The organism is Luteimonas fraxinea, assembly GCF_021233355.1.
Lineage (GTDB): Bacteria > Pseudomonadota > Gammaproteobacteria > Xanthomonadales > Xanthomonadaceae > Luteimonas > Luteimonas fraxinea.
The window spans coordinates 291,673-316,463 of sequence record NZ_CP089507.1; the positions used below are offsets into that span (position 1 = coordinate 291,673).

The following is a 24,791-nucleotide window of genomic DNA, read 5'->3' on the forward strand; positions in this document are numbered from 1 at the left end:
GCCACGTGCAGGCGAAACGCTGCCCTCACCCCAACCCCTCTCCCGGAGGGAGAGGGGCTCTCGACGACGTGCGCGCAACCAGGGTGCAGCGCTTCCCAGTCCACCGGACATCAACGAACAATCAGAGCGCAGCACCCCGCGTCTAGCCCCTCTCCCTCCGGGAGAGGGGTTGGGGAGAGGGCAGCCCCTCGCGCCGATGTCCGAAACAGGCACCGCAGTAACTCGACGCCCCTCAGATCGCCTGCCCGCCCGACACCTCGATCCGCTGCGCATTGACCCACCGGTTCGCATCGCCCAGCAGCGCCGCGATCATCGGCCCGATGTCATCCGCGACGCCCACGCGTCCCAGCGCGGTGATGCCCGCCAAATGTGCATTGATCTGCGCGTTGTCGCGCACCGCGCCGCCGCCGAAATCCGTTTCGATCGCACCCGGCGCCACCGTGTTCACTGCAATGCCGCGCGCGCCGAACTCCTTGGCCATGTAGAGGCTCAATGTCTCTACCGCCGCCTTCGTTGCCGCATACGCCGCGTAGCCCGGATACGCGAAGCGCGTGAGTCCGGTCGAGATGTTGACGATGCGCCCGCCGTCATTGATCAGCGGCAGCAGTGCCTGGGTCAGGAAGAACACGCCCTTGAAGTGCACATCCACCAGCCGGTCGAACTGGGCGACGGTGGTCTCCGCGATCGGTGCGGTGTCGCCGTGGCCAGCGTTGTTGACGAGGTCATCGAAGGTGTTGCGCTGCCAGCTTGCGCGCAGCACGGCACGCAGCTGATCGACGAACGCCGGAAACGCCTCGACATCGCCGGTATCGAGCTGCAGCGCCACCGCCTTGCGGCCCAGCGCTTCGATTTCGGCGACGACCGCATGCGCTTCTTCGGCATTGCTGCGGTAGGTCAGTACGACATCGCCGCCGCCGCGGGCGACCGCAAGTGCGGTATTGCGGCCGAGGCCGCGGCTGGCGCCGGTGATCAGGGCAATCCGGGTCATGGGAACTCCTCTGGAATCGTTGGAAGGTCGATGCACAGACTGCGCCCGGCCCCGCCCGGCGCGTTGCCGGAACCTCCACGACCTTTGCCCATTCCTGCCGCGCGCTGCCCACGCTACGCACGCGGGCGCTACGATTGAGCCATGTCCACGTTGCCCGAAGCTGTCCGTCGCCACGCCGATGCCCATGCTGGCGCCGATGGGATCGCGCTCTTGCCGATCCCCGGCCTGATGGCTGTGCGCGCGTTCGCGCCCAGCGATCTTATGCACGACGTGCAGCGCCCGCTGGTGTGCCTGGTCCAGCAGGGCGGCAAGCGCGTCACCTACGGCACCCGCGCGTTCGAGTTCACGGCTGGCCACTCGTTGCTGATCACCGCCGACATTCCCACCGTCAGCCAGATCACCCACGCCAGCGCCGCGTCGCCGTACTACTCGCTGGTACTGGCACTCGATCCTGCTGTGATCGCCGATCTCGTCGCGCAGATGGGCCCGCAGCCGCCGGACGATCCCGGTCCCGTGCGTGTGCACCCCACAGAACCCGAAGTGGCCGATGCCGCGCTGCGCCTGTTGCAGTTGCTCGAGCAGCCGGACGCCCTGCCCGTGCTGCAGGCCCAACGCATCCGCGAGCTGCATTACTGGCTGCTCGCCGGCCAGCATGGACACGCGATCCGCCGCCTCGGCTGGCCCGATGGCCACGTGCAACGCATCGCCCGCGCGGTGAAACTGCTGCGGCGCGACTACAGCCTGCCGCTGCCTGTCGACGCGCTCGCGACCGAAGCCGGCATGAGCGCGTCCGCCTTCCATCGCCATTTCAAATCGATCACCTCGCTGTCGCCGCTGCAGTTCCAGAAGCGCCTGCGCCTGATCGAAGCGCGCCGGCTGATGCAGTCGCAGGGCATGGCCGCGAGCAGCGCCGCGTACGCCGTGGGCTACGAGAGCGTGCCGCAGTTCACCCGCGAATACGGCCGCATGTTCGGCCGCCCGCCCGTCGCGGATACACGCGCTGCAGTCGCCTGACGCGATACCACGCAGCAGGACATCACCAGATCGATTCCGCGCCGTGGCCGCCTGCTTCACCGCCGTCTGCGTATAGCTGGACGCTCTCCCGAACGGATGCGCCCACATGGCCGACGCCTCTCCTGCCATCGCCCCGCCCGAAGACATCGCGAGTGCGATATCCGACACCTGCGTCGAGAAAGCTGCCCTGCCCGCCGGCAGGATGATCGGCCTCGGCATGCTCGCCGGTGCCTACATCGGCTTCGGCAGTCTCGTCGCCGTGCTCATCGGCGCAGGTGCTGGCGACCTGCCTTATGGCCTGACCCAGATCGCCGTCGGCATCGGCTTCGCACTCGGCCTGATCCTCGTGCTGCTCGCCGGCGCCGAACTGTTCACCGGCAATACGCTGATGACGTTGCCGCTCGCACAACGCCGCATCGGCGCCGGGCAACTGCTGCGCGCATGGAGCCTCGTGTGGATCGCCAACCTCGTCGGCGCTCTGCTGCTCGTCCTGCTCGCCATCGGCGCCGGCCTGCATCTCGCAGGTGAAGGCGCATTCGCCATCTCCGCAATCGAACTCGCGGCCGACAAAACGTCGAAGTCCGCCGGCAGCATCGTCGCCAGCGGCATCCTCGCCAACGTGCTGGTCTGCCTGGCCGTGTGGATGGCCGCCGGCGCGAAATCCGCGGTCGACAAGGTCGCGGTGATCGTGCCGCCTGTCGCGGCCTTCGTCGCACTGGGCCTGGAGCATTCGATCGCTAACATGTCGCTGCTGCCACTGGGCCTGATGGCGCAAGCGGCGACGGGTGCGGAACTGCCGGCAGGACTGTCGTGGGGCGCGGCGGGCGCCAACCTGTTGTGGTCGACGCTCGGGAACATCATCGGCGGTGGCGGAATCGGACTCGCGTACTGGGCGATCTACCTGCGCAAAGAGGGAAAGGATTAATTCGGCAACGCAAATCCGCGAAATGACCAGGCAGCCGACGCACAAAAAAAAGCCCCGCATCCGCGGGGCTTTTTTGAGCACTTGCGTGGACTACGCCACGCGCGTGATCAGGCAAACGGATCCTGCAGCACCATCGTGTGCGCACGGTCCGGGCCGGTGCTGACGATGCTGATCGGGCAGCCGGCCAGTTCTTCCAACGCACGCAGGTAGGCACGTGCGGCGGCGGGCAGCTTGTCCCACTCGGTGATGCCGTGGGTCGTTTCTTCCCAGCCCGGGAACTCGAGGTAGACGGGCGTGCACTCGTCCCAGCCGGCGGCGTCGAGCGGCGCGTACTCGGTGCGCTTGCCGCGGTACTCGTACGCGATGCAGATCTTCAGCGTCTTCATCCCGTCGAGCACGTCGAGCTTGGTGATGCACAGGCCGGAGATGCCATTGATCGCGACGGCGCGCTTGAGCGCGACGATGTCCATCCATCCGCAGCGACGCGGACGACCCGTGGAGGCGCCGTATTCCTGGCCGCGGTCGCGGATACCCTGGCCGATCTCGTCGTCGAGTTCGGTCGGGAACGGACCACCGCCGACGCGCGTGGCGTAGGCCTTGGCGATGCCGAGCACATAGTCGATCGCGTCCGCGCCCACGCCGGTGCCGGCCAGTGCACCACCGACGGTGGTGTTGGAGCTGGTGACGTAGGGGTAGGTGCCGTGGTCGATGTCGAGCAGTGCGCCCTGCGCGCCTTCGAACAGCACGCGCTTACCCTGCTTGCGCAGGTCGTGAAGGATGCCGGCCACGTCGGACTTCATCGGCTCTACGTAATCGCCGAAGGCCAGTGCTTCGTCGTAGGTCTTCTGGAAATCGACGGCTTCGACGCCGAGATACTTGGTCAGCACGAAGTTGTGATAGTCGAGCGCGGTGCGCAGGAGTTCTTCGAGCTGCTTGGGGTAATGCAGGTCGGCGACGCGGATGCCGCGACGCGCCACCTTGTCTTCGTATGCCGGGCCGATACCGCGGCCGGTGGTGCCGATGGCCTTGCCGCCGGCCGCCTTCTCGCGGGCCTGATCGAGGGCGATGTGGTACGGCATGATCAGCGGCGTGGCCGGGCTGATCTTCAGGCGCGAACGCACTTCGACACCGGCGGCTTCGAGCTCCCCGATTTCCTTGATCAAAGCCGCCGGGCTGAGCACGACGCCGTTGCCGATCAGGCACAGCGCGTCGTCGCGCAGAATGCCCGAGGGAATGAGGTGGAGGACGGTCTTCTTGCCGCCGATCACCAGCGTATGGCCGGCGTTATGGCCGCCCTGGAAGCGCACGACGGCGCCGATGTCCTGCGTGAGCAGGTCGACGATCTTGCCCTTGCCCTCGTCGCCCCACTGGGCGCCGATCACCACCACTGACTGACCCATCTTGATGACTCCTGGATTGCGTTGCGGCCATCGGGGCCGCAGAAAGGGACCGGCCAGCCTCGTTCGGTGATTGGCCGCTCCATCGGGGAGACGACCGCCGCACAGGGCCGGACACGGAAAAAGCCGGCAGTCCACTCATGCGAGATGGCCCGTCCGGCTTTTCCGCATTATCCGGATAACGGGTGACGGGGGCCACCTGTTTGTGGGACGTGTTCATGGGGGATCGGGGTGTTCATGGAAGCGCCCCGGCCCTCACCCGACGCGCGTTGCGCGTCGGCCTCTCCCAGAGGGAGAGGCGCTGGGTCGACACGTGCGTGGCGGTCTCGACGGCCGGCTCGCAATGATTGAGGGCGAAGCCGCGCAATCGCGCTTTTGAGCCCCTCTCCCAACGGGAGAGGGGTTGGGGTGAGGGCTGACGCTCGCAGCGAAGTCTGATGTCGAGCGCGCATCAGACAAGGCAGCGATGGGCGTCATTCATCTGCCGACCTGATTTCAGGAGAAAGCTCCTGCCCTCACCCGCCGCGCTCCGCGCGTCGGCCTCTCCCGGAGGGAGAGGCGCTGGATCCCGGCTCCCAGTCTCTGCCGTGATAACGATCAGTGCGCAGACGCCGCTCGAAAAAGTGGCACTCAGAGCAACTGCATCACCAGCCAACAAACTGTTCCTGCCAACCTCAATCGCCGCGCAACGAATCCGCTCCCATCAACCCCGCACGAAATACAGCGCGATCAATCCCGCCGCCAACACCCCTGCGCCGATGCGGCGCAGGGTTTGGGTCGGCATCGTGAGCATCTGCTCGGCATTGCGCCGCCAGAAGCCGGGGACCGCGAACAGGATCAGGCCTTCGAGTACGAACACCAGGCACAACGCCGCCCACAGATCCGACATCAGGCGCGAGCCATCAACGATCGCTGCGCATGTACTGCAGGAACGGGTCGTTGCGCTCGAGCACGATCACACTGTCGCCCTTTTCGAACGCGGCGCGATAGGCCTCGAGACTGCGCTGGAACGCGTAGAACGCTGGATCGCGGTTCGCGGCGTTGCCATAGATGCGGGCCGCTTCAGCATCGCCTTCACCGCGCAGGGTCTGCGCGTCGCGCTCGGCTTCGGCGAGGATCACGGTCTGCTCGCGATCGGCCTGGCCGCGGATCGCGCGAGCGCGCTCCTCACCTTCGGCGCGCAATCGCGTGGCCACTTCCTGACGCTCGGCACGCATGCGGTTGTAGACCTGCTGGATCACCTGGCTGTCGGTCGGCAGATCGATCTGCTTCAGACGGATGTCGATGATGCGCATGCCCAGCGACTTCGCGGCTTCGTTGATGCCCGGCAGCTGACGCTCGACAAACTCCGAGCGGTTGCCCGAGACCAGTTCCGTGAGCGTGCTGGCGTTGATCTCGTTACGCAGCGAGTTCTTGATGATCGGCTCGAGGCGCAGGTTGGCATCGGACTCGTTGCCGGACGTGGCGCGGTAGAACGCTGCGACGTCGCTGATGGCGACGATGGCGACGAAGTCCACGCTGACGTCCTTGCGCTCTGAGGTCAGCGAGCGCTCGGGCGAGAACGCGCTGGCGTTGAAGCGGCGGTCGAACACACGCGCCGATTCGATCAGCGGCACTTTGAAGTGCAGGCCCGGACCGATGTCGGTACGCGCCACGCGGCCGAGATTGAGCACCAGGGCCACCTGGCCTTCGCGGACCACGTACACCGAGCCCATCAGGCCGAGCAGCACGATGATGATCAGCGGAATGACGAAGTTCAGTCTCATCGGGTGGCTCCTTCACGCGACGGGCGCGGCAGGGTGCGCGCGGGCGCCGCCGGGGTCGCGTTGCTGTTGCTGTTGCCGCTGTTGCGCGTGGCCTCGACGGCCGGCGACAGGACCTCGGGCGGAATCAGCGAGGGAGCGGCCTGTCCGCCTGCGCCCTGACCGGCCATCGGCACGTAGATCAGCTGGCGGCCATCGCCACCCACGACCACGCGGTTCTCGGCCAGCACGCTCTGCACGGTTTCCAGCCACAGACGCTTGCGGGTCACGTCCTGCGCACCGGCGTAGGCATCGACCAGCAGCGAGAAGCGGGTCGCGTCACCGGTGGCGCGGGCGATCTCGGCGGTCTTGTAGCCTTCCGCCTGCGAGCGGACACGCTCGGATTCACCGCGCGCCTCGGGCACGATCTTCGCCGCGTAAGCGCCGGCTTCCTTGACCAGCTGCTCGTTCATCTGCTGCGCGCTGTTGACGGCGTCGAACGCGTCCTTGACCTCTTCCGGCGGACGCGCGTCCTGCAGGTTGAGTTCATTGACGAACAGGCCGGTGCGGTAGCTGTCGAGCGAGGCCTGCAGCGAGGTCTGGGCAGCGGTCGAGATCGGACCACGCGCGTTGAGCGCGGCGTCCAGATTCACGCGACCGATCTGCTCGCGGACCGCACTGAGCGCGGTCTGCTCCAGCATCTCGCGAGCGTTGCGGGTGCCGAACAGATACTGCGTGGCATCGCCGACGCGGTACTGCACGTTGAACGACACGATGACGATGTTCTCGTCGCGGGTCAGCACCGGCACAGTGTTGCTGAAGGACTGCACCGTGGTCGCGTCGACCTTGGTCACGCGCTCGACGGGCCACGGCAGCTTGAAGTTCGGACCCGGCTGCATGACGCGGGCCACCTGGCCGAAGCGGAGGACCACGCCGCGCTGGGTTTCACCCACCAGCACGAAACAGTTGAGCAACAGCACGATGACCACGACGACCGCGATCCAGCGCAGCGGATTGCCGCCACCGAATCCACCGCCGAAGAGCCCGCGGAACTGGTCGAGGATGCGGTCGAAACCACCGCCACCACCGCCGCGTCCGCCACGACCACCACCGCCGGTACGGCGTGGCGGCCACGGATTGCGCTCGCCCTTGTCTCCGGAATCCTTGCGGCCAGGAGAATCGTTGTCCTTGTTGTTGCCGGGAATGTTCCAGGCCATGCCTGCTCCAGTTCTGGGCGCGCAGCCTGCGTCGGCGGCGGCGCGGGGGTCGCATAGTCTAACCGGCTCGCGCCTGTCGCAGGCCACGCACCGGAGGTCATGCCGGGATTCCCGTGGCCGCGGCCCTGATCGCGAGATGGCGTCCACTGGAAGCCGAATCGCGGGCAGATACGCACCCACCGGACCTATCAGATGGTGTCGTCCTCGTCCGGAGGCAAGAGCGCGCGCAAGGGTTCACCATCGGGCTGCGACGCCAGACGCGCAGCGTCCGCATGGGCGAGGTCCACCTGCAGCAGCCAGCCGGACTCGTCGACGGTTTCCTCGCGCACGCCTTCCAGCGCATGCAGGCGGGCGTGCAGGCGACCGGACTCGGGCGGCAGACGCACTTCGCCGGTCACCCGACGGATGCCGAGCCGACGCGCGAGCGCCTGCGACAGCAGATCGAGACCGAGCCCATCGCGCGCCGAAATCCACACGCTCTCGCGCACGGCGTCATCGGCCAGCGCGTTCGGGTCCTGGTCGTAGCGCGGCGTCGCGCCTTCGATGCGGTCGATCTTGTTGAACACCAGCAACTGCGGCAGATCGCCGGCGCCGATCTCACCCAGCACGGCATCGACCTGGGCGATGCGCTCGTTCCGCAGCGGATCGGCCGCATCGATGATGTGCAGCAGCAGGTCGGCCTCGCGCGCTTCGCTCAGCGTGGAGCGGAACGCGGCGACGAGCTCATGCGGCAGATCGCGGACGAAGCCGACGGTATCGGCGAGCACGATGCTGCCGCCGGACAGGTCGACGCGGCGCACGGTGGGATCGAGCGTGGCGAACAGCTGGTCGGCCGCGTAGGCATCGGCGCCGGTCAGCGTGTTGAACAGCGTGGACTTGCCGGCATTCGTATAGCCGACCAGCGCCACGCGCGGCAGCTCGCTGCGCACGCGCGCCCGGCGCATCTGGGTGCGCTGCACTTCCACCTTGTCGAGCCGCGCCTGCAGCTGTTCGAGCCGCTTCTGCAACAGACGCCGGTCGGTTTCGAGCTGGGTTTCACCCGGGCCGCGCAGGCCGATCGAACCACCGCGCTGACGTTCCAGATGGGTCCAGCCGCGGACCAGGCGCGTGGCCATGTGCCGCAGCTGCGCCAGCTCGACCTGCAGCTTGCCTTCGTGGCTGCGCGCGCGCTGGGCGAAGATGTCGAGGATCAGGCCGGTGCGATCGACGACGCGGCGCTCGAGGAATTTCTCGAGGTTGCGTTCCTGGCCCGGCGTGAGCCGATGGTTGACCAGCACCAGATCGGCGCCGGTCGCGTCGGCCGCAGCCTTGACCTCGTCGAGCTTGCCGCTGCCGAACAGCGTGGCGGCATTGGGCTTGTCGATACGCGCCGGGATGACCGCGGCGACGCGGGCACCGGCCGAGCGGGCGAGTTCCGAAAATTCTTCCAGCGCGCCTTCATCGGCCGGGCCATGCGAATGCGGCTGGATCAGCAGCGCGTTTTCACCCTTGCGGGAGCGTTCGAACAAGTGGGTTCACACCTCGGGTCAGTCGGTCGTTTCGGGCGTCTCGTCTTCGCCCTCGCCCTCACCGGACTGGACGAACCCGCCACCCGGCGCCACGCGCACGTTGCGGGCCGGCACCACGGTCGAGATCGCGTGCTTGTAGACCATCTGGCTCACGGTGTTGCGCAGCAGCACCACGAACTGGTCGAACGATTCGATCGTGCCCTGCAGTTTGATGCCATTGACGAGGTAAATCGAGACGGGCACGCGCTCGCGGCGCAGTGCGTTCAGGAAAGGATCCTGCAAGGATTGCCCCTTGGACATGGTGTTTCCCCAGCGTAGTTGTTGTTCTGATGACCTGTTGGCCGGGTCGCCACCCGCTCCCCGGATGACGACCGGCCGATGTTACACAACCGCGATGCTGTCCGTGCGGGATCGCAGGGGTGGGATGCTGTGCGGAATCGGGGATTCGTGACGGCGGTGGTGATGCGGCGCCTGGCGTCAAAGCCGTGAAACCTTTCCCGCGAGCGGGGGCGAACTTGAGCCAACGCGCCTGCTCATTCCAGAAACGCAGCGACCTCCGCATCCAGCGCATCACGCTGCGCCGCCGGATCGAACCAGCGTGCCCCGCCCCGACCGCGCAACCAGGTGAACTGCCGCTTCGCCAGCTGCCGGGTCGCGGCGATTCCGCGCTCGCGGAAATCCTCGGCCGTGCCCTGCCCGTCCAGGAACTCCCAGGCCTGGCGATACCCGACGGCGCGGATCGCCGGCAGCTCCAGCGGCGTCGGGTGCGCCTGCAACTGCGGCAACGCACGCAGTGCACGCACCTCGTCGAGGAAGCCCGCGGCGAGCATCGCGTCGAACCGGGTGGCGATACGCGCATGCAGGGCGGCGCGCTCGGGCGGCGCGATCGCGAGCGCCAGCACCTGCGCGGGAAATGGCGGCGATTCGGACGGGCGCTTCTGCCACGCGCTGATCGGAACCCCGGTCAGGCGATGCACTTCGAGCGCACGCTGGATGCGCTGCGCATCGCCGGGCTTGATGCGCGCAGCGGCTTCCGGATCAAGCGTCGCCAGACGCGCATGCAGTGCGGGCCAACCGATTGCCCCGGCTTCAGCAGTGATCGCGGCGCGCGCGTCGGTATCGGCCTCCGGCATGGGCGACAGGCCGTCGAGCAGGGCCGCGAAATACAGGCCAGTGCCGCCGGCGAGAATCGGCACGCGGCCACGCGACAGGATGTCCTCGACCGCGGCGCGTGCGTCGGTCGCGAACTCGGCCGCGGAATACGTCTGCCACGGATCGCGCAGATCGAGCATGTGATGCGGCACCCGCGCGCGTTCCGCGGCATTGGGCTTCGCCGCTCCGATCTCGAGGCCGCGATACACCAGCGCCGAATCGACACTGACGATCTCACCGCCGAGCCGCTGCGCCCAGTCGAGCGCGAGCGCGGTCTTGCCCGACGCGGTCGGCCCCATCAGGGCAATGGCACGGGGCTTCGGTGGAATGCTGTCCATCACGCTTGACGTCGCTTGCTCATGCCGGTGTCCCGGTCCGGACCGTCAGCATGGGTGACGGTCCGGACACGGAATCAGTATCCCGTTTCCTTCAACGACAACTGCACCTGCTCGTGCGTGGCCTGCACGTCCGCCGACGGCGCGCGGCCCAGCAGGCTGACTCCGATGATCGCTGCGGTCGCAGACAGGAAGCCGGGAATCATTTCGTACAGCTCCGAGCCCATGCGGTTGACCATGACCTCCTTCCAGAAGATCACCATCATTGCGCCGGTCAGCATGCCGGCGATCGCGCCGTTGCGGGTCATGCGCTTCCAGAACAGCGCCAGCAGCAGCACCGGGCCGAAGGCAGAACCGAAACCGGCCCATGCGTATGACACCAGACCGAGCACACGGCTGTCCGGATCGCGCGCCATCCAGATCGCGAGGATCGAGACCGCCAGCACGCTCGCGCGCCCCACCCACACCAGTTCGCCCTGCGACGCCTGCTTGCGGAAGAAGCCGCGATACAGATCCTCCGACAGCACGCTGGAGCACACCAGCAGCTGGCTCGACAGCGTGCTCATCACCGCGGCAAGAATCGCGGCGAGGATGATGCCGGCGACCCACGGGTTGAACAGCAGTTCGACCAGGGTAATGAAGACGCGCTCGGGATTTTCGAGTACCGGCGCGGCCAGCGATGCATTGGTTTCGAAGTAGGCGATGCCGAAGAAACCGACCGACATCGCGCCGATCATGCACAACAACATCCAGCTCATGCCGATGCGGCGCGCGGTGGGAATCGTGTGCACGCTCTGCGCCGCCATGAAACGCACCAGGATGTGCGGCTGGCCGAAGTAACCCAGCGCCCAGGCGAGCAGCGAAATGATGCCGACGAAGCCCAGATTGCCGCCGCGGAACCAGTCGAGCTGCAGCGGATCGTTGGCGCGGATCAGATCGATGCTGGCGTCGAAACCGCCGGTGTGCATGAAGACCAGGATCGGCGCGAGCAGAAGCGCGAACAGCATCATCATGCCCTGCGCCACGTCGGTCCAACTGACCGCGAGGAAGCCGCCGACCAGCGTGTAGAGCACCGTGACCGACGCGCCGAGCCAGATCGCCTGGCCGTAGGTCAAGCCGAACACGCTCTCGAACAGACGCGCGCCAGCGACGACACCCGACGCGCAATAGATCGCGAAGAACACCAGGATCACCACCGCCGTGAACACGCGCAGGATGCGGCTGCGGTCATCGAAGCGGTTGGTCAGAAAGTCCGGCAGCGTCAGCGCGTTGCCGGTGCGCTCGGTGTAGACGCGCAGGGGACCGGCGACGAAACGCCAGTTGAGATACGCGCCCAGCAACAGGCCGACGGCGATCCACGCCTCCGACACGCCGCTGAGGAAGATCGCACCCGGCAGGCCCATCATCAGCCAGCCACTCATGTCGGACGCACCGGCCGACAACGCGGTTACGCCGGGGCCGAGACTGCGCCCGCCGATGATGTAGTCGTCGAAACTCTTGGTCCGGCGCCAGGCCACGAATCCGATCACGACCATCACCGCCAGATAGACGAGGAACATCACGATGGTCGGCGTATTGGATCTGAGCACGGGGCCTCCTTGGTTACGGCGCGATGCGGAAAAACGCCGCGGAAAACGGCCGCGGCGGTGTAACAGCCTAACGCAGACCGAGATTTGGGGCTGGCGCGCACGCCGGTGCCGCCGGTCCCGGCGCGTGGAAAACACCGCAGAGATTGCGCTCTAGGGCATCGAAGATCGCGGGCGCGCGTGAAGGGTCAAACGGACGCTGTGATCCGGATTTCCGGACGAAGTACCAATGGATCAGACGGTGCCAGGACGCATTGCGAGCGCGGTGTATCCGGCGCGCAGCGTGTTCGCTCAGGCGTCGTCGGGCCAGCTGATCGTGGGCTTCGGCGTGGCCGCGCGCGGTGTCGGCACCGCATCGACTGCAGCCCAGATCTTCAGCGCGTCGACCGTCTCGGCGACATCGTGCACGCGCAGGATGCGTGCGCCGTTCTGTGCGGCAATGAGATGCGCGGCCACGGAACCGGCCATACGTTCGGCCGGAACATCACGACCGGTCAGCTCGCCGATGCTGCGCTTGCGCGACAGGCCGGCCAGCACCGGCACGCCGAGTTCGACGAAGCGCGCGAGCTGCGCCAGCAGCGTCATGTTGTGCGTCGTGGTCTTGCCGAACCCGAAGCCCGGATCGACGACGATGTGCTTGCGCGCGAGGCCCGCCATCTCGGCGGAGAAGATGCGCTCGGCGAGAAAACGATGCACGTCGCCGACGACGTCGTCGTAATCCGGCGCATCCTGCATGCCGCCAGGCTCGCCGAGCATGTGCATCAGCACCACCGGCACGCCGAGCGATGCCGCCGCTTCTAAGGCGCCCTCGCGTCGCAGGCCGTAGACGTCGTTGATCAAGCCCGCGCCCGCGGCGACGGCGACGCGCATGACCTCGGGCTTGGACGTGTCGATACTGATCGGCAGCGTCGTCCGCGCGATCAGCCCTTCGATCACCGGCACCACGCGGCGCAGTTCTTCGTCGACCGAGACCGCGTCCGCACCGGGCCGCGTGGATTCGCCGCCGATATCGAGCATGTCGGCGCCCGCCTCCGCGAGCCGCACGCCATGCGCGATCGCCGCGTCGGTGGTGTCGTGCGCGCCGCCATCGGAGAACGAATCCGGCGTCACGTTGACGATGCCCATCACGCGCGGACGGTCGAGCCGAAGCACGCGGCCATTGCAATCGAGCTGCGGCGCGGTGTCGAACATCAGCGTTTGTCCTTGCGGTCGCTCTGTTCAGTCGTCACCACACGGCGGCTCATGCCGAACGCCACGCCCAGCGCGACACCGATCGCGATGCCCAGACCGAGATTGTCGAACGCCGAGCCGATGGCGACGCCGATCGCCACGCCGGCACCGACGCCGATGGGCAACAGGGGATAGCGGGTTGTCGATTTCGGTTCGGACATCGTCGGCTCCAGGTGGCGATACGTCAGCGCAGACTCTGGCGATTCGTCACCGGCATCGCAAGCGTGACGGCGCCATCAGTCCTGCGCGCGTGCGCGATGGAACGCCACGAGCGCATTCGCGTGGCCGTGCCCGATGCCGTGTCCGGTCTTGAGGAACGCGACCTGTTCCATATGTTTGCGATCCGATCCGCCACGCCGTCGAGCAGCGCGAACCAGTGCGCAACCGGCTTGCCGTAGGCCTTCTCGATCGACGGGAAGTAGGACGCGGGACCTTTCACTGTGTCGTCTGTCATGGCGCAGTCCTCGAACGGTTGCGTGCGCGCGTTGTGAGCCCGGTCGACGGTGATGGGTATCGCTGGGCTCGACCCATCCTACGGCGAAGTCGCGAAGCCGGAAACGCAGAAGGCCGGACTTGCGCCCGGCCTTCTGGTGACACCTGCGACTCGATCAGGCCTGTTCGGCCGGACCACCGATCGGCGGCTGCAGCGGACGGTTGCCGCCCTTGTCGCCGCTGTCGTCGTTCTTGTTCGCGTTCGACTTGGCCCAACCCATCGGCGGCGGCGGATCACGGCCTTCCATGATCGCGTCGATCTGCGGGACGTCGATGGTTTCGTACTCGAGCAGCAGCTTGGACATCGCGTGCAACTTGTCGATGTTCGCCGTCAGCAGCTCGGTCGTCCGCTCGTAGGCCTTGTCGAGGATCGTGCGCACGACCTCGTCGATGCGGCGCGCGGTGTCGTCGGAGACCGACTTGTGCTGCGTGACCGAACGGCCGAGGAACACCTCGTCGTCCTCTTCGCCATAGGCGATCGGGCCGAGCTCGTCCGACAGGCCCCACTTGGTGACCATGTTGCGGGCCATCTTGGTGGCACGCTCGATGTCGTTCGATGCGCCGGTGGTGACCTTGTCGACGCCGAAGATCAGCTCCTCGGCAACGCGACCGCCGTACAACGAGCACAGCTGCGATTCGATCGCCACGCGGTTCATCGAGTAGCGGTCGCCTTCTGGCAGATACATCGTGACGCCGAGGGCGCGACCGCGCGGAATGATCGTGACCTTGTAGACCGGATCATGCTCGGGCACGAGACGACCGACGATGGCGTGGCCGGCCTCGTGATAGGCGGTCAGCGTCTTCTCGTCCTCGCTCATCGCCATCGAACGGCGCTCGGCGCCCATCAGGATCTTGTCGCGGGCGCGGTCGAAGTGGTCCATGCGGACTTCCTTGCCGTTCTCGCGCGCAGCGAACAGCGCCGCCTCGTTGACGAGGTTCGCCAGATCCGCACCCGAGAAGCCGGGCGTACCCCGGGCGACGACGAGCGGCTGCACATCTTCGTCCAGCGGCACCTTGCGCATGTGCACTTTCAGGATCTGCTCGCGGCCCTTGACGTCCGGCAGGCCCACGACGACCTGGCGGTCAAAACGGCCCGGACGCAGCAGCGCGGGATCGAGCACGTCGGGACGGTTGGTCGCGGCGACGACGATCACGCCCTCGCCACCCTCGAAGCCGTCCATCTCGACCAGCAACTGGTTGAGCGTCTGCTCGCGCTCGTCATGGCCGCCGCCGAGACCGGCGCCGCGATGACGGCCGACCGCATCGATTTCGTCGATGAAGATGATGCACGGCGCCTGCTTCTTGGCCTGCTCGAACATGTCGCGCACGCGGCTTGCGCCGACGCCGACGAACATCTCGACGAAGTCCGAACCGGAGATCGAGAAGAACGGCACCTTGGCCTCGCCGGCGATCGCCTTGGCGAGCAGCGTCTTGCCGGTACCGGGCGGGCCGACCATCAGTACGCCGCGCGGAATCTTGCCGCCGAGCTTCTGGAAGCGCGACGGATCGCGCAGGAACTCGACCAGCTCCGACACTTCTTCCTTGGCTTCGTCGCAACCGGCGACATCGGCGAAGGTGATCTTGGTCTGCTCTTCATTGAGCAGCTTCGCGCGGGACTTGCCGAAGGACATCGCGCCCTTGCCGCCGCCCTGCTGCATCTGCCGCATCATGAAGAACCAGAAGCCGATGATCAGCGCGACCGGCAACAGCTGGATCAGGATGTAACCCAGCGAAATGCCGCTCGACGGCGGCGCCTGCTCGATCGCGACGTTGTGGTTCATCAGGTCGTCGATCATGCGATCGTCGCGACGCGGGGCGATGACCGTGCCGCTCTGGCCGCCCTTGCTCTGGAACGTGATCGTGCGCTCGTCCTCGGCGATCTTCACCGAGCCGATCTGATCACGACGGACCTGCTCCATGAACTGCGAGTACTGGACGTCCTGCCCGCCTGCGCCGGTTCTGGGGCTGAAGCTCTGGAAGATCACCATCAGTACGACGGCGACGACCACCCAGAGCAGCAGATTCTTGACCAGATCGTTCATGTTTCGGGGTTCTCGTGAAGAGTTCGGTGGAGCGTTTGAATCGGGGTCATGCTACTTCATCGTCGCCAGCTTGCCCTGCGCCAGCGCATAGACTTCCGGCGAACGCTGCCGCGATGCAGCCGGCTTGCGGATCGACAGCTTGGTGTAGCGCCGCCGCAGATCGCGCACGTAATCGTCGAACTCGGTGCCCTGAAAGAGCTTGATCAGGAACGTGCCGCCGGTGCGCAGGTGGTTGTCCGCGAAATCCATCGCCAGTTCCGCCAAGTGCATCGCGCGCGGCTGATCAACCGCATCGATTCCACTCTTGTTGGGGGCCATGTCGGACAACACAAGGTCCACCTGTTGCCCGCCCAGCGTGGATTCGAGCGACGAGAGGACCGCATCCTCACGAAAATCTCCGTGAAGGAACTCCACGCCGGCCAGTGTCGGCATGTCGAGGATGTCGAGCGCGATCACCCGGCCGGAGTCACCCAGCGCCTGGCGCACCCACTGCGACCAGCCACCGGGCGCGGCGCCCAGATCGACGACGACCATGCCCGGCTTGAGCAGGCGGTCGCGTTCGACCAGCTCCTCGAGCTTGTAGGCGGCGCGCGAACGCAGGCCGTCCTTCTGGGCCTTCTTCACGAAGGGATCGGAGAAATGTTCTTTCAGCCAGCGCTGGCTGCTTTTGCTGCGGGAGGCCATCAACGGCTCGAGTGCGGGACAGGTGCGTCCGGTGGCCATGATATCCTGCCGGTCGCTTTCATTTCCCCGATCGGTTCATCCATGAGTAATGCCCTGACCGCTGCCCAGACCCGTTTTCTGCGCGGCCAGGCCCATGGCATCAAAGCCATGTTGCAGGTAGGCGGCAAAGGCATCACCGATGCCCTGATCGCCGAAATCGATGCGGCGCTCGAGCATCACGAACTGATCAAGGTCAAGGTGGGTGCGTCGGACCGCGACGAACGCGATGCGATGATCGCCGACCTGGCTGGCCGCACCGCGTCCGAACTCGTCCAGCGAATCGGCCACGTGGCCATCCTGTACCGCCAGAGCAAGGACCGCCGCCAGATCGTCCTGCCGCGGTCCTGACCGCACGACGGGCGCGGCATGCAGCTCAATCTCGAATCGCCTGATTTCGATTACGTTCTGCGCGGCGCCGACGGGCGCCTGGCGCTGGTCAACGACCGCCGCCTGACCCGCAGCTTCATCGTCGCCCCACGCACCCTCGTCGAGGACTGGCCGGTGACCGATGTCCGCTCGCTCGACATCGACGCCCTCGCCCCGGTACTGGCACTGGAGCCGGAAGTCGTCCTGCTCGGCACCGGTGAGACCCAGGGCTTTCCGCCGCCCGCGACCATGGCCGCATGCCTGTCGCGCGGCATCGGCCTCGAAGCCATGACCAACGCCGCTGCGGCGCGCACGTTCAATGTGCTGGCCGGTGAAGGGCGTCGGGTGGTGGCGGCATTCGTGCTGCTTGACGACGCCGCGTCGGGCTGACTGGAGCTAGTCGCTCTCCTCGGAAAACGTGACCAGCGTGATGCGGCCTTCGAGCGGTTCCCGGGTCAGATCACCGGGGGCCAGCCACACGTATTCTTCCTCGTAGACACGCCGGGGCACGCGCATGACGCCATCCGGTGTGATGCGGACATCGCCTGCCAGCCAGGGCGCGAGCATGCCGCGCGCATCGTCGTCGGCCTGCACCCGCAGACCGCGCACCTGCGCCGGCACACAACCGCGATCCACGTCACTCGCCTGCGGTTGCAAGGTTGCGAAGCACATCTGACGACCGTCGAAGGCGATCCGGAGACTGCCCCAGCCATACGGACTGGACCCGAACCAAGCGTGCGCCGGATCACGCACCACCACACGCGCCATTTCCCACGTACCGAGCAGGGAATCCGCCGGCGGCTGTCGCGTTTCAGCATTGCGCGCGATGCCGTCATCATCGAACGCCGCCGATCTGAAGAACGCGACCGAGCGCGGCTGCAATATGCGATCGGCCGCCGCGATATCACCTAGCCTGCAGAGCAGCATTCCGTCGCGGCCATCGCGGCTCAACACCCGCTCGTCGGGGCCACGGTGCGCGAGCACTCCGAGCTGGCGACCGGTACGGTCGAGCAGACGGATGCCGCCGTCACCGGATTCGAAGCGGCCATGCTCCGATCGCTCTGGTCCGGTCGCCTCCGCCGGGCGCCATTCGAGTACGCCATCCGGGTGGAACACGAGCTTGGCGTTTTCCACGCCACGCGGATTCGTGTCTCTGAGGTCGAGGCGCATCGCACCGCATACCTGCCAGCTTCCAGCGATGCCTGCGACATCGGCATCAGGCGATGTAGAAACGGGCGGTCCGTCGACGTGGATCGACAGTGCGGCGACCAGCGCCAGGAGATATCCAGTCAACGGCCTGCACCTGCGATGCAATCGGGATCACCAGCATGCAGCGATGCGCTGGGACTTGGCCATTGCACCGGGGCTATAGCGCGTGTCGGAAAACGCAGCGAGGATCTGTCATTGGCGCCGGTAGACGGACGCGTCCCACAGGCGCGATTTTTGGATTGAACTGCTCGCGCTCCCGGCGGACGATCTGCCCGCACACACCGCGGTCGAGATCAGCGTGCCGGCAGATACGTCAGCGGATCCACAGGCTTGCCGTTGTATCGGATCTCGAAGTGCAGCATGTCGCGGGCGGCGCCCGTACGACCCAGTTCGGCGATCTGCTGGCCGGCGCGGACGCGCTCGCCTTCGTTGACCTTGCGGCTGCGGTTGTGGCCGTAGGCGGTCAGCCACTGTTCGTCGTGCTTGACGATGATGAGTTCGCCGTAGCCCACCAGGCCCGCGCCGGAATACACCACCACACCGTCGGCGGCCGCGTTGACCGCCTGGCCGGAGGTGCCGGCGATGTCGACGCCCTGCTTCGTCGGATCATTGCCGACGTAGCGGCCGACGATCTGGCCCTCGGTCGGCCACTGCCAGCGGAACGGGCTGCGCACGGGCGCAGCGGCGGGCGCCTGGGGCGTGGTCTGTGTGGGTCGCACGGACGGACGCTGTGCAGTCGCGCTGCCCGAACTCGCGGGGCGTGCCAGCGGCGCACTGCCGCTGCCGGGATACAGACGCAGGCGCTGGCCGGGATAGATCGTGTAAGGGGCGCGGATGTTGTTCCAGGTCGCCAGATCGAGCGCGCTGATGCCGTTGCTGGTCGCCAGCCGGTAGAGGGTGTCGCCACGCTGCACAGTGACCGCCTGGCCGGGACGGGGCGTCGAGGTCGGCGCACTGCTGCCGCCCTCGCGGACCACCGTACTGGTGCCGCAGGCCGACAACAGTCCCACTGCGAGCAACACCGCCAGCTTCCTCATCCACGCATCTCCAACCAGACCAGTCCAACGATCACCAGACCCACCATCAACCAGCCGAGCCATTCGATGTAGCGCTTGAGCATCGGCTCGAACTTCGGGCCGCCCCACGCCATCAGACCGGCGACGAGGAAGAACCGGGCGCCGCGTCCGAGCACCGAGCCGACGACGAACGGTAGCAGGCCGACCCCGAGCGAACCCGACGCGATCGTGAATACCTTGTACGGAATCGGGGTGAATGCCGCGATGAACACGAACAGCAGACCGTGCTCGAGGAACAGCGCCTGGATGTTCTCGAACGCCGGCTGCCAGCCCATGCGCACGATCCACGGCCACACCAAATCCAGCGCGAAGTGACCGATCATGTATCCCAGCAGGCCGCCGGCGACCGAGCCCAGTGTGCACAGCAGCGCATAGCGCCACCACGACTTCGGCTTGGCCAGCGACATCGGCGCGAGCATGACGTCGGGCGGAATCGGGAAGACCACCGATTCGGCGGCGCTCATCAGGGTGAGGTAACGCGGTGCGTGACGGTGGCGGGCCCACGCGAGCGTGGTGTCGTACATCCTTGCAAACAACTGCATCAGTCCACGTATCCAGACAACAAAGGTACAAACGCGACGGCGGCGACATCCTGCTGTTCGATCTGTCCGTCGGCGTGCTTGCGCAGCACCAGCAGACGTTGCGAGCCCGGTGCGCCGACCGGTGCGACCAGCGTGCCGCCCGCGGCGAGCTGCTCGGTCAATGCTTCGACCAGCGCAGGGCCGGCCGCGGTGACGATGATGCCGTCGAACGGCCCGTTCTCCGGCCAGCCGATACGGCCGTCGTCGTGCTTGCTGCGCACGTTGAGGCCCAGCGAGCGGAAACGCTTGCGCGCGATGCGCAGCAGTTCGCCGATGCGCTCGACGGTGTGCACTTCGATGCCGAGCGCGGCGAGGATCGTCGCCTGGTAACCGGAGCCGGTGCCCACTTCGAGCACCCTGCCCGGCATGCCGTTCGCGAGCAGCGCTTCGGTCATGCGCGCGACCACCCAGGGCTGCGAAATCGTCTGCCCGTGACCGATCGGGAGCGCGGTGTCTTCGTAGGCACGCGTCGCCAGTGCCTCGTCGACGAACAGATGCCGCGGTACGGTGCGGATCGCGTTGAGCACGCGTTCGTCGCTGATGCCACAACCGGGATGCGCGCCATCGCGCAGACGTTCGATCAGCCGGTCACGCACGCGTTGCGAGGTCATCCCGACGCCGACCGCTTCGGGCTGCAGGCGCATCCGCGCCGTCACGCCTGGGTCGCCTTGAGGTCCGCTTCGAGACCGCCGACCCAGCTGGCGACGTGCTCGAGCGCCTGGTAGCGCGTGAGGTCGACATGGATCGGCGTGATCGCGATGTGCTGCGTGCGCACGGCGTGGAAATCGGTGCCGGGGCCGGCGTCCTGTTCGGGACCTGCAGCGCCGATCCACCACCAGGTGCGGCCGCGCGGATCGTCGATCGACGTGCACGGCTCGGCACGATGGCGGTTGCCCAGCCGCGTGACCTCGAAGCCGGCGAGTTCGTCCCACGGCACATCCGGCACGTTGACGTTGAGAATCGTGTCGGCAGGCAGCGGATCGGCCTTCAGGCGCGCGACGATCTCGACCGCGGCGCGCGCGGCGGTCTCGTAATGCTTGCCGTCATGGTTGCGCGTGACCAGCGACATCGCCACCGCGGGCAGACCGAGAAAGCGCCCTTCCATCGCCGCGGCGACGGTGCCGGAATAGATCACGTCGTCGCCGAGATTCGCGGTGTTGTTGATGCCCGACACCACGATGTCCGGCTCGAGTTTCAGCAGACCGGTGATCGCGACATGCACGCAATCGGTCGGCGTCCCATGCACGCGCCAGGTGCAGGCATCGACCTGCACGGTGCGCAGCGGCATGTCGAGCGTGAGCGAATTGCTCGCGCCGGAACGATCGCGATCGGGTGCGACGACGAGCACCTCGTGGCCGGCATCACGCAGACCCTGGGCGAGAATCCGGATGCCGGGGGCGTCGACGCCGTCGTCGTTGCTGACCAGTACGCGCATGGATCGTTCTAGAGGCCCCGAGCCGTCGGACAAGGCGGCCATGATACCGGATGCATCTCCCCCACCCCAGTTCCGATGGCGCGGAAGACTGCACGCGGACGCGCACGCCGCTACGCTAGCGGCATGCAACGAGGACGCCACCGCCCCGATCCGCCTGCAGCGCCGTCGGATGACAACGATGATGCGGCGCTGTTCCGCAGTGCGATCGGCCCGGTGCGCGAACTGCCGGCCGCGCCATTGCCGCCGCAGGCGCCGAAACCGCGCCCGTCGACGCGCATGGCCGAACGCGACGACGCGGAAGCGCGCAGCGAATTCAGGCAATTGCTGGATGGCCCGCTGCTGGGCGGCGGCGACACGATGCAATACCGCCGCGACGAGATTTCGCCGCGCGTGCTGAAGCGTCTCGGCCGCGGCGAATACGCCGCGCAGGAAGAACTGGACCTGCATCACAGCGATGCGAACCAGGCGAGCGCACTGCTGCGCCTGTTCCTGCGCGATGCGATCGACGCCGGCGTGGGCTGCGTGCGCGTGATCCACGGCAAGGGTCTGAACTCGTCGCCGGATGCACCGATCCTCAAGAACCTCGTCGACCGCCTGCTGCGACAACGTGCCGACGTGCTCGCGTTCCACAGCGCACCTGGTGGCCAGGGCGGCGCCGGCGCGGTGCTGGTGTTGCTGCGGCCGCGGCAGCGCTGAGCGCGTCACGCGTGGCCCAAAGCGGCGCGTCCCGCATCAAAGTCCTCGCGATCGCGCTCGGCGTCGTCGCATGGTTGATTCCGGCACTCGCCCAGCTGTGGATGCGGCTACGCTATTCGTCCGGCGCGCCGTCGCTGGGTCTGCTGTGGATGGTCATGACGTTCGGCTCACTGCTGCCTGCATGCGTGCTGTCGACGCTCGGCGCCTGGCTGTGGCATCGCGCCGATCGCGCTGCACGCATGCGTCCGCGCGCGCGACGCATCGGCTTTGCCGTGATCGCGACGCCAGCCTGCATCGTGGCGCTGCTCGGCGTCTACGTCGTCGCGAGCATCGTGATCGAAGGCCTGAGACTTCCAGCTGCTGCATGACCACAGGCACGCCGCTTCGATGATCTGCGCGCTACACGGACATGCGCGCCATCCAGTCCCGCAATGAGAAAACGGCCGCCGCTGCGAACGCAGCGACGGCCGTCGGGTTTCAACAGGTATGCGCGATTCAGTGCTTCACGCGCGTCCGCTTGGCACCTTCGGCACGCGGCACGACCTTGCGCGTGGTCTTGCGCTCGACCTTCTGACCGGGCGGCGGCGGCAGCGGACGCTCCAGCGCCAGATCCAGCACCTCGTCGATGTACTTCACCGGCATGATCTTCATGCCGTCGGTGACGTTCTTCGGGATGTCGGCCAGATCCTTGCGGTTCTCCTCGGGGATGATCACGGTCTTGATGCCACCGCGCAGCGCGGCCAGCAGCTTTTCCTTGAGTCCACCGATCGCCGTGACGCGACCACGCAAGGTGATCTCGCCGGTCATCGCCACGTCCGCGCGCACCGGAATCTTCGTCAGCAGCGACACCAGCGTCGTCGCCATCGCGATACCCGCACTCGGACCATCCTTCGGCGTCGCGCCATCCGGCACGTGTACGTGGATGTCGTGCTTCTGCAGCACTTCGAGTTCGACGCCCAGACGCTCGGCACGCGAACGCACGACCGACATCGCCGCAGACGCCGACTCTTTCATCACGTCACCCAACTGACCGGTGAGGATGAGCTGACCCTTGCCCGGCACCTGCGTCGCTTCGATCTGCAGCAGATCGCCACCGACTTCCGTCCACGCCAGACCGGTGACCAGACCGACCTCGTTGTCCTGCTCGGCGCGACCGAAATCGAAGCGCTGCACGCCCAGGTACTTGTCGAGATTCTTCTCGGTGACCTTGACCGCCTTGATGCCCTTCGCCTTGCCCTTGCCAACGGCAACCGGACCGGCCAACGCGATCTCCTTGACCACCTTGCGGCAGATCTTGGCGATCTCGCGCTCGAGGTTGCGCACGCCCGATTCGCGCGTGTAGTAGCGCACGATGTCGCGCACCGCACCTTCGGACACGGTCAGCTCTTCGGCTTTCAGACCATTCGCCTTCAGTTGCTTGGGCAGCAGATAACGCGTGGCGATGTTGAGCTTCTCTTCCTCGGTGTAACCCGGGATCCGGATCACTTCCATGCGGTCGAGCAACGGACCGGGGATGTTGAGCGAGTTCGACGTCGCGACGAACATCACTTCCGACAGGTCGAGATCGACCTCGAGGTAGTGATCGTTGAAGGTGTGGTTCTGCTCGGGATCGAGCACTTCCAGCAGCGCCGATGCCGGATCGCCGCGGAAGTCCATCGACATCTTGTCGATCTCGTCGAGCAGGAACAGCGGATTCTTGGTGCCGATCTTGTTCATGCTCTGCACGATGCGACCCGGCATCGAACCGACGTAGGTGCGGCGATGCCCGCGGATCTCGGCTTCGTCGCGCACGCCGCCCAGCGCCATGCGCGTGAACTTGCGGTTCGTCGCTTTCGCGATCGACTGGCCGAGCGAAGTCTTGCCCACGCCGGGCGGACCGACGAGACAGAGGATCGCACCCTTCATCTGCTTCACCCGCGTTTGCACCGCGAGGTACTCGAGGATGCGTTCCTTGACCTTCTCCAGACCGTAGTGATCGGCGTCGAGCACGTCCTGCGCGGACTTCAGGTCTTTGCGCACCTTGCTGCGCTTCTTCCACGGCACGCCCAGCAGCCAGTCGAGGTAGTTGCGCACGACCGAGGCTTCGGCCGACATCGGCGGCATCTGCTTGAGCTTGTTGAACTCGGCCTTGGCCTTGGTTTCGACCGCCTTCGGCATGCCGGCCTCGGCGATCTTGCGCGCGATCTCATCGATGTCGCTCGGCGCGTCGTCGATCTCGCCCAGCTCTTTCTGGATCGCCTTCATCTGTTCGTTGAGGTAGTACTCGCGCTGCGACTTCTCCATCTGCGACTTCACGCGGCCGCGGATGCGCTTCTCCATCTGCTGCACGTCGATCTCGCCGTCGACGAAACCGACCAGCAGTTCCAGACGGTCGGCCGTGTCTGTCGCTTCGAGCAGACGCTGCTTGTCGGCCAGACGCACGCCCAGGTGCGCGGCGATCGTATCGGCCAGGCGCGCGGAATCGTCGATGCCGGCCAGCGTCTGCAGCAGCTCCGGCGGCAGCTTGCGGTTGGTCTTGACGTACTGCTCGAACAGGCTCATCAGCGACCGCGCGATCGCCTCGACCTCACGCGGCTCGCGCGATTCGAGCGGCGGGATCGCCACGCCACTGCCGGCCAGCGCGCCTTCGTTCTCGCGGATGTCGCGCAGCCTGACGCGCTCGGTACCTTCGACCAGCACCTTGATGGTGCCGTCGGGCAACTTGAGCAGCTGCAGCACCGTCGCCAGCGTGCCGACCTCGTAGAGATCGCCCGCATTCGGGTCGTCGGTTTCGGCGGACTTCTGTGCCACCAGGAGGATGCGCTTGTCGGCTTCCATCGCCAGATCGAGCGCACGGATCGACTTGTCGCGGCCGACGAACAGCGGGATGACCATGTGCGGGAACACCACGACGTCGCGCAGCGGCAGAACCGGCAGCTCGTGGGTTTCGGGAGTACTGCGTGGGGGCATCGTCGTTCCTCGGTGTGGCACCGTCCGGCGGGACGGCCCTGGCGGCCGTACGGTCGCCCTGCCCCCGTTTATGGGGCGCGCCCGTCCGGGATGCAAGCGCGTTTGAATCGCCATATACGAAAGCGCCG

25 protein-coding genes and 1 pseudogene are annotated in these 24,791 nt (G+C 66.6%); 6 read left to right on the forward strand and 20 right to left on the reverse strand.

The features are described from left to right. Positions 1-232: 232 nt before the first annotated feature. Positions 233-988 carry an SDR family NAD(P)-dependent oxidoreductase gene (locus LU699_RS01255; RefSeq protein ID WP_232138118.1) on the reverse strand — a complete coding sequence of 252 codons (756 nt, stop codon included), beginning with the start codon at positions 986-988 and terminating at the stop codon, positions 233-235. Positions 989-1,129: 141 nt separating this feature from the next. On the opposite strand from LU699_RS01255, the gene LU699_RS01260 reads away from it, so the two are divergent. After that, positions 1,130-2,002, forward strand: a complete 873-nt coding sequence (locus LU699_RS01260; protein WP_232138119.1) for an AraC family transcriptional regulator — start codon at positions 1,130-1,132, stop codon at positions 2,000-2,002. 106 nt (positions 2,003-2,108) lie between these two features. After that, positions 2,109-2,927 (forward strand): formate/nitrite transporter family protein, encoded by an 819-nt coding sequence (locus LU699_RS01265; RefSeq protein ID WP_232138121.1) that lies wholly within the window; start codon positions 2,109-2,111, stop codon positions 2,925-2,927. A gap of 107 nt (positions 2,928-3,034) precedes the next feature. Here the strand turns inward: LU699_RS01265 and LU699_RS01270 are convergent, their stop codons facing one another. The 13 genes and pseudogenes from LU699_RS01270 to rlmE form a co-directional block, all read right to left on the reverse strand. Continuing rightward, positions 3,035-4,327 (reverse strand): adenylosuccinate synthase, encoded by a 1,293-nt coding sequence (locus LU699_RS01270; RefSeq protein ID WP_232138123.1) that lies wholly within the window; start codon positions 4,325-4,327, stop codon positions 3,035-3,037. Positions 4,328-5,027: 700 nt separating this feature from the next. Then, on the reverse strand, positions 5,028-5,213 hold the full coding sequence (locus LU699_RS01275; RefSeq protein WP_232138125.1) for a DUF2065 domain-containing protein: 186 nt from the start codon (positions 5,211-5,213) through the stop codon (positions 5,028-5,030). A 13-nt stretch (positions 5,214-5,226) separates the two neighbouring features. After that, positions 5,227-6,090 carry a protease modulator HflC gene (gene hflC, locus LU699_RS01280; protein ID WP_232138126.1) on the reverse strand — a complete coding sequence of 288 codons (864 nt, stop codon included), beginning with the start codon at positions 6,088-6,090 and terminating at the stop codon, positions 5,227-5,229. Beyond that, a complete protein-coding gene (hflK, locus tag LU699_RS01285; RefSeq protein ID WP_232138128.1) occupies positions 6,087-7,283 on the reverse strand; it encodes an FtsH protease activity modulator HflK in 1,197 nt (398 codons plus the stop codon). Before hflK ends, hflC begins: the two co-directional genes overlap by 4 nt. 188 nt (positions 7,284-7,471) lie before the next feature. Beyond that, positions 7,472-8,791: a ribosome rescue GTPase HflX gene (hflX, locus tag LU699_RS01290; RefSeq protein WP_232138130.1), complete on the reverse strand. Its 1,320-nt coding sequence runs from the start codon at positions 8,789-8,791 to the stop codon at positions 7,472-7,474. An 18-nt stretch (positions 8,792-8,809) separates the two neighbouring features. After that, positions 8,810-9,091 carry an RNA chaperone Hfq gene (gene hfq, locus LU699_RS01295; RefSeq protein WP_232138131.1) on the reverse strand — a complete coding sequence of 94 codons (282 nt, stop codon included), beginning with the start codon at positions 9,089-9,091 and terminating at the stop codon, positions 8,810-8,812. A gap of 233 nt (positions 9,092-9,324) precedes the next feature. After that, positions 9,325-10,242, reverse strand: coding sequence for a tRNA (adenosine(37)-N6)-dimethylallyltransferase MiaA (miaA, locus tag LU699_RS01300; RefSeq protein ID WP_232580455.1), 918 nt, complete (start codon positions 10,240-10,242; stop codon positions 9,325-9,327). A gap of 113 nt (positions 10,243-10,355) precedes the next feature. Continuing rightward, on the reverse strand, positions 10,356-11,867 hold the full coding sequence (gene putP, locus LU699_RS01305; protein ID WP_232138133.1) for a sodium/proline symporter PutP: 1,512 nt from the start codon (positions 11,865-11,867) through the stop codon (positions 10,356-10,358). 288 nt (positions 11,868-12,155) lie between these two features. After that, a complete protein-coding gene (gene folP, locus LU699_RS01310) occupies positions 12,156-13,055 on the reverse strand; it encodes a dihydropteroate synthase (protein ID WP_232138134.1) in 900 nt (299 codons plus the stop codon). Further along, positions 13,055-13,255, reverse strand: a complete 201-nt coding sequence (locus LU699_RS01315; RefSeq protein ID WP_232138135.1) for a glycine zipper domain-containing protein — start codon at positions 13,253-13,255, stop codon at positions 13,055-13,057. Before LU699_RS01315 ends, folP begins: the two co-directional genes overlap by 1 nt. Positions 13,256-13,330: 75 nt before the next feature. Further along, positions 13,331-13,548 (reverse strand): annotated as a pseudogene (locus tag LU699_RS01320) (DUF4287 domain-containing protein). Positions 13,549-13,702: 154 nt separating this feature from the next. After that, positions 13,703-15,628: an ATP-dependent zinc metalloprotease FtsH gene (gene ftsH / locus LU699_RS01325; protein WP_232150577.1), complete on the reverse strand. Its 1,926-nt coding sequence runs from the start codon at positions 15,626-15,628 to the stop codon at positions 13,703-13,705. Between the two features lie 51 nt (positions 15,629-15,679). Next, positions 15,680-16,312 (reverse strand): 23S rRNA (uridine(2552)-2'-O)-methyltransferase RlmE, encoded by a 633-nt coding sequence (gene rlmE / locus LU699_RS01330; protein WP_232138219.1) that lies wholly within the window; start codon positions 16,310-16,312, stop codon positions 15,680-15,682. A gap of 81 nt (positions 16,313-16,393) precedes the next feature. Here rlmE and yhbY point away from each other — a divergent pair, with 81 nt between their 5' ends. After that, positions 16,394-16,699, forward strand: coding sequence for a ribosome assembly RNA-binding protein YhbY (yhbY, locus tag LU699_RS01335; protein WP_232138138.1), 306 nt, complete (start codon positions 16,394-16,396; stop codon positions 16,697-16,699). 18 nt (positions 16,700-16,717) lie between these two features. Next, positions 16,718-17,107 carry an Mth938-like domain-containing protein gene (locus LU699_RS01340; RefSeq protein ID WP_232138140.1) on the forward strand — a complete coding sequence of 130 codons (390 nt, stop codon included), beginning with the start codon at positions 16,718-16,720 and terminating at the stop codon, positions 17,105-17,107. 6 nt (positions 17,108-17,113) lie between these two features. On the opposite strand, the gene LU699_RS01345 is transcribed toward LU699_RS01340, so the two are convergent. The 5 genes from LU699_RS01345 to surE all read right to left on the reverse strand — a co-directional run bounded on the left by LU699_RS01345 (position 17,114) and on the right by surE (position 21,018). Then, on the reverse strand, positions 17,114-18,010 hold the full coding sequence (locus LU699_RS01345) for a hypothetical protein (protein WP_232138142.1): 897 nt from the start codon (positions 18,008-18,010) through the stop codon (positions 17,114-17,116). A 209-nt stretch (positions 18,011-18,219) separates the two neighbouring features. Next, entirely contained in the window at positions 18,220-18,963 is a 744-nt protein-coding gene (locus LU699_RS01350; RefSeq protein ID WP_232138143.1) for a peptidoglycan DD-metalloendopeptidase family protein, read from the reverse strand. Then, complete coding sequence (locus tag LU699_RS01355; protein WP_232138145.1) at positions 18,960-19,544, reverse strand: YqaA family protein; 585 nt, start codon at positions 19,542-19,544, stop codon at positions 18,960-18,962. Before LU699_RS01355 ends, LU699_RS01350 begins: the two co-directional genes overlap by 4 nt. Continuing rightward, positions 19,544-20,239 (reverse strand): protein-L-isoaspartate(D-aspartate) O-methyltransferase, encoded by a 696-nt coding sequence (locus LU699_RS01360; protein ID WP_232138147.1) that lies wholly within the window; start codon positions 20,237-20,239, stop codon positions 19,544-19,546. Before LU699_RS01360 ends, LU699_RS01355 begins: the two co-directional genes overlap by 1 nt. Beyond that, positions 20,236-21,018, reverse strand: a complete 783-nt coding sequence (gene surE, locus LU699_RS01365; RefSeq protein WP_232138220.1) for a 5'/3'-nucleotidase SurE — start codon at positions 21,016-21,018, stop codon at positions 20,236-20,238. Before surE ends, LU699_RS01360 begins: the two co-directional genes overlap by 4 nt. 123 nt (positions 21,019-21,141) lie before the next feature. On the opposite strand from surE, the gene LU699_RS01370 reads away from it, so the two are divergent. Both LU699_RS01370 and LU699_RS01375 read left to right on the forward strand, forming a co-directional pair. After that, positions 21,142-21,714, forward strand: a complete 573-nt coding sequence (locus LU699_RS01370) for a Smr/MutS family protein (RefSeq protein ID WP_232138150.1) — start codon at positions 21,142-21,144, stop codon at positions 21,712-21,714. Between the two features lie 11 nt (positions 21,715-21,725). Continuing rightward, the gene (locus tag LU699_RS01375; protein WP_232138152.1) at positions 21,726-22,082 is read left to right on the forward strand and encodes a hypothetical protein; all 357 of its coding nucleotides are present in this window, start codon (positions 21,726-21,728) and stop codon (positions 22,080-22,082) included. Between the two features lie 127 nt (positions 22,083-22,209). Here the strand turns inward: LU699_RS01375 and lon are convergent, their stop codons facing one another. Continuing rightward, positions 22,210-24,663, reverse strand: coding sequence for an endopeptidase La (lon, locus tag LU699_RS01380; protein WP_232138154.1), 2,454 nt, complete (start codon positions 24,661-24,663; stop codon positions 22,210-22,212). Between the last annotated feature and the right edge of the window lie 128 nt (positions 24,664-24,791).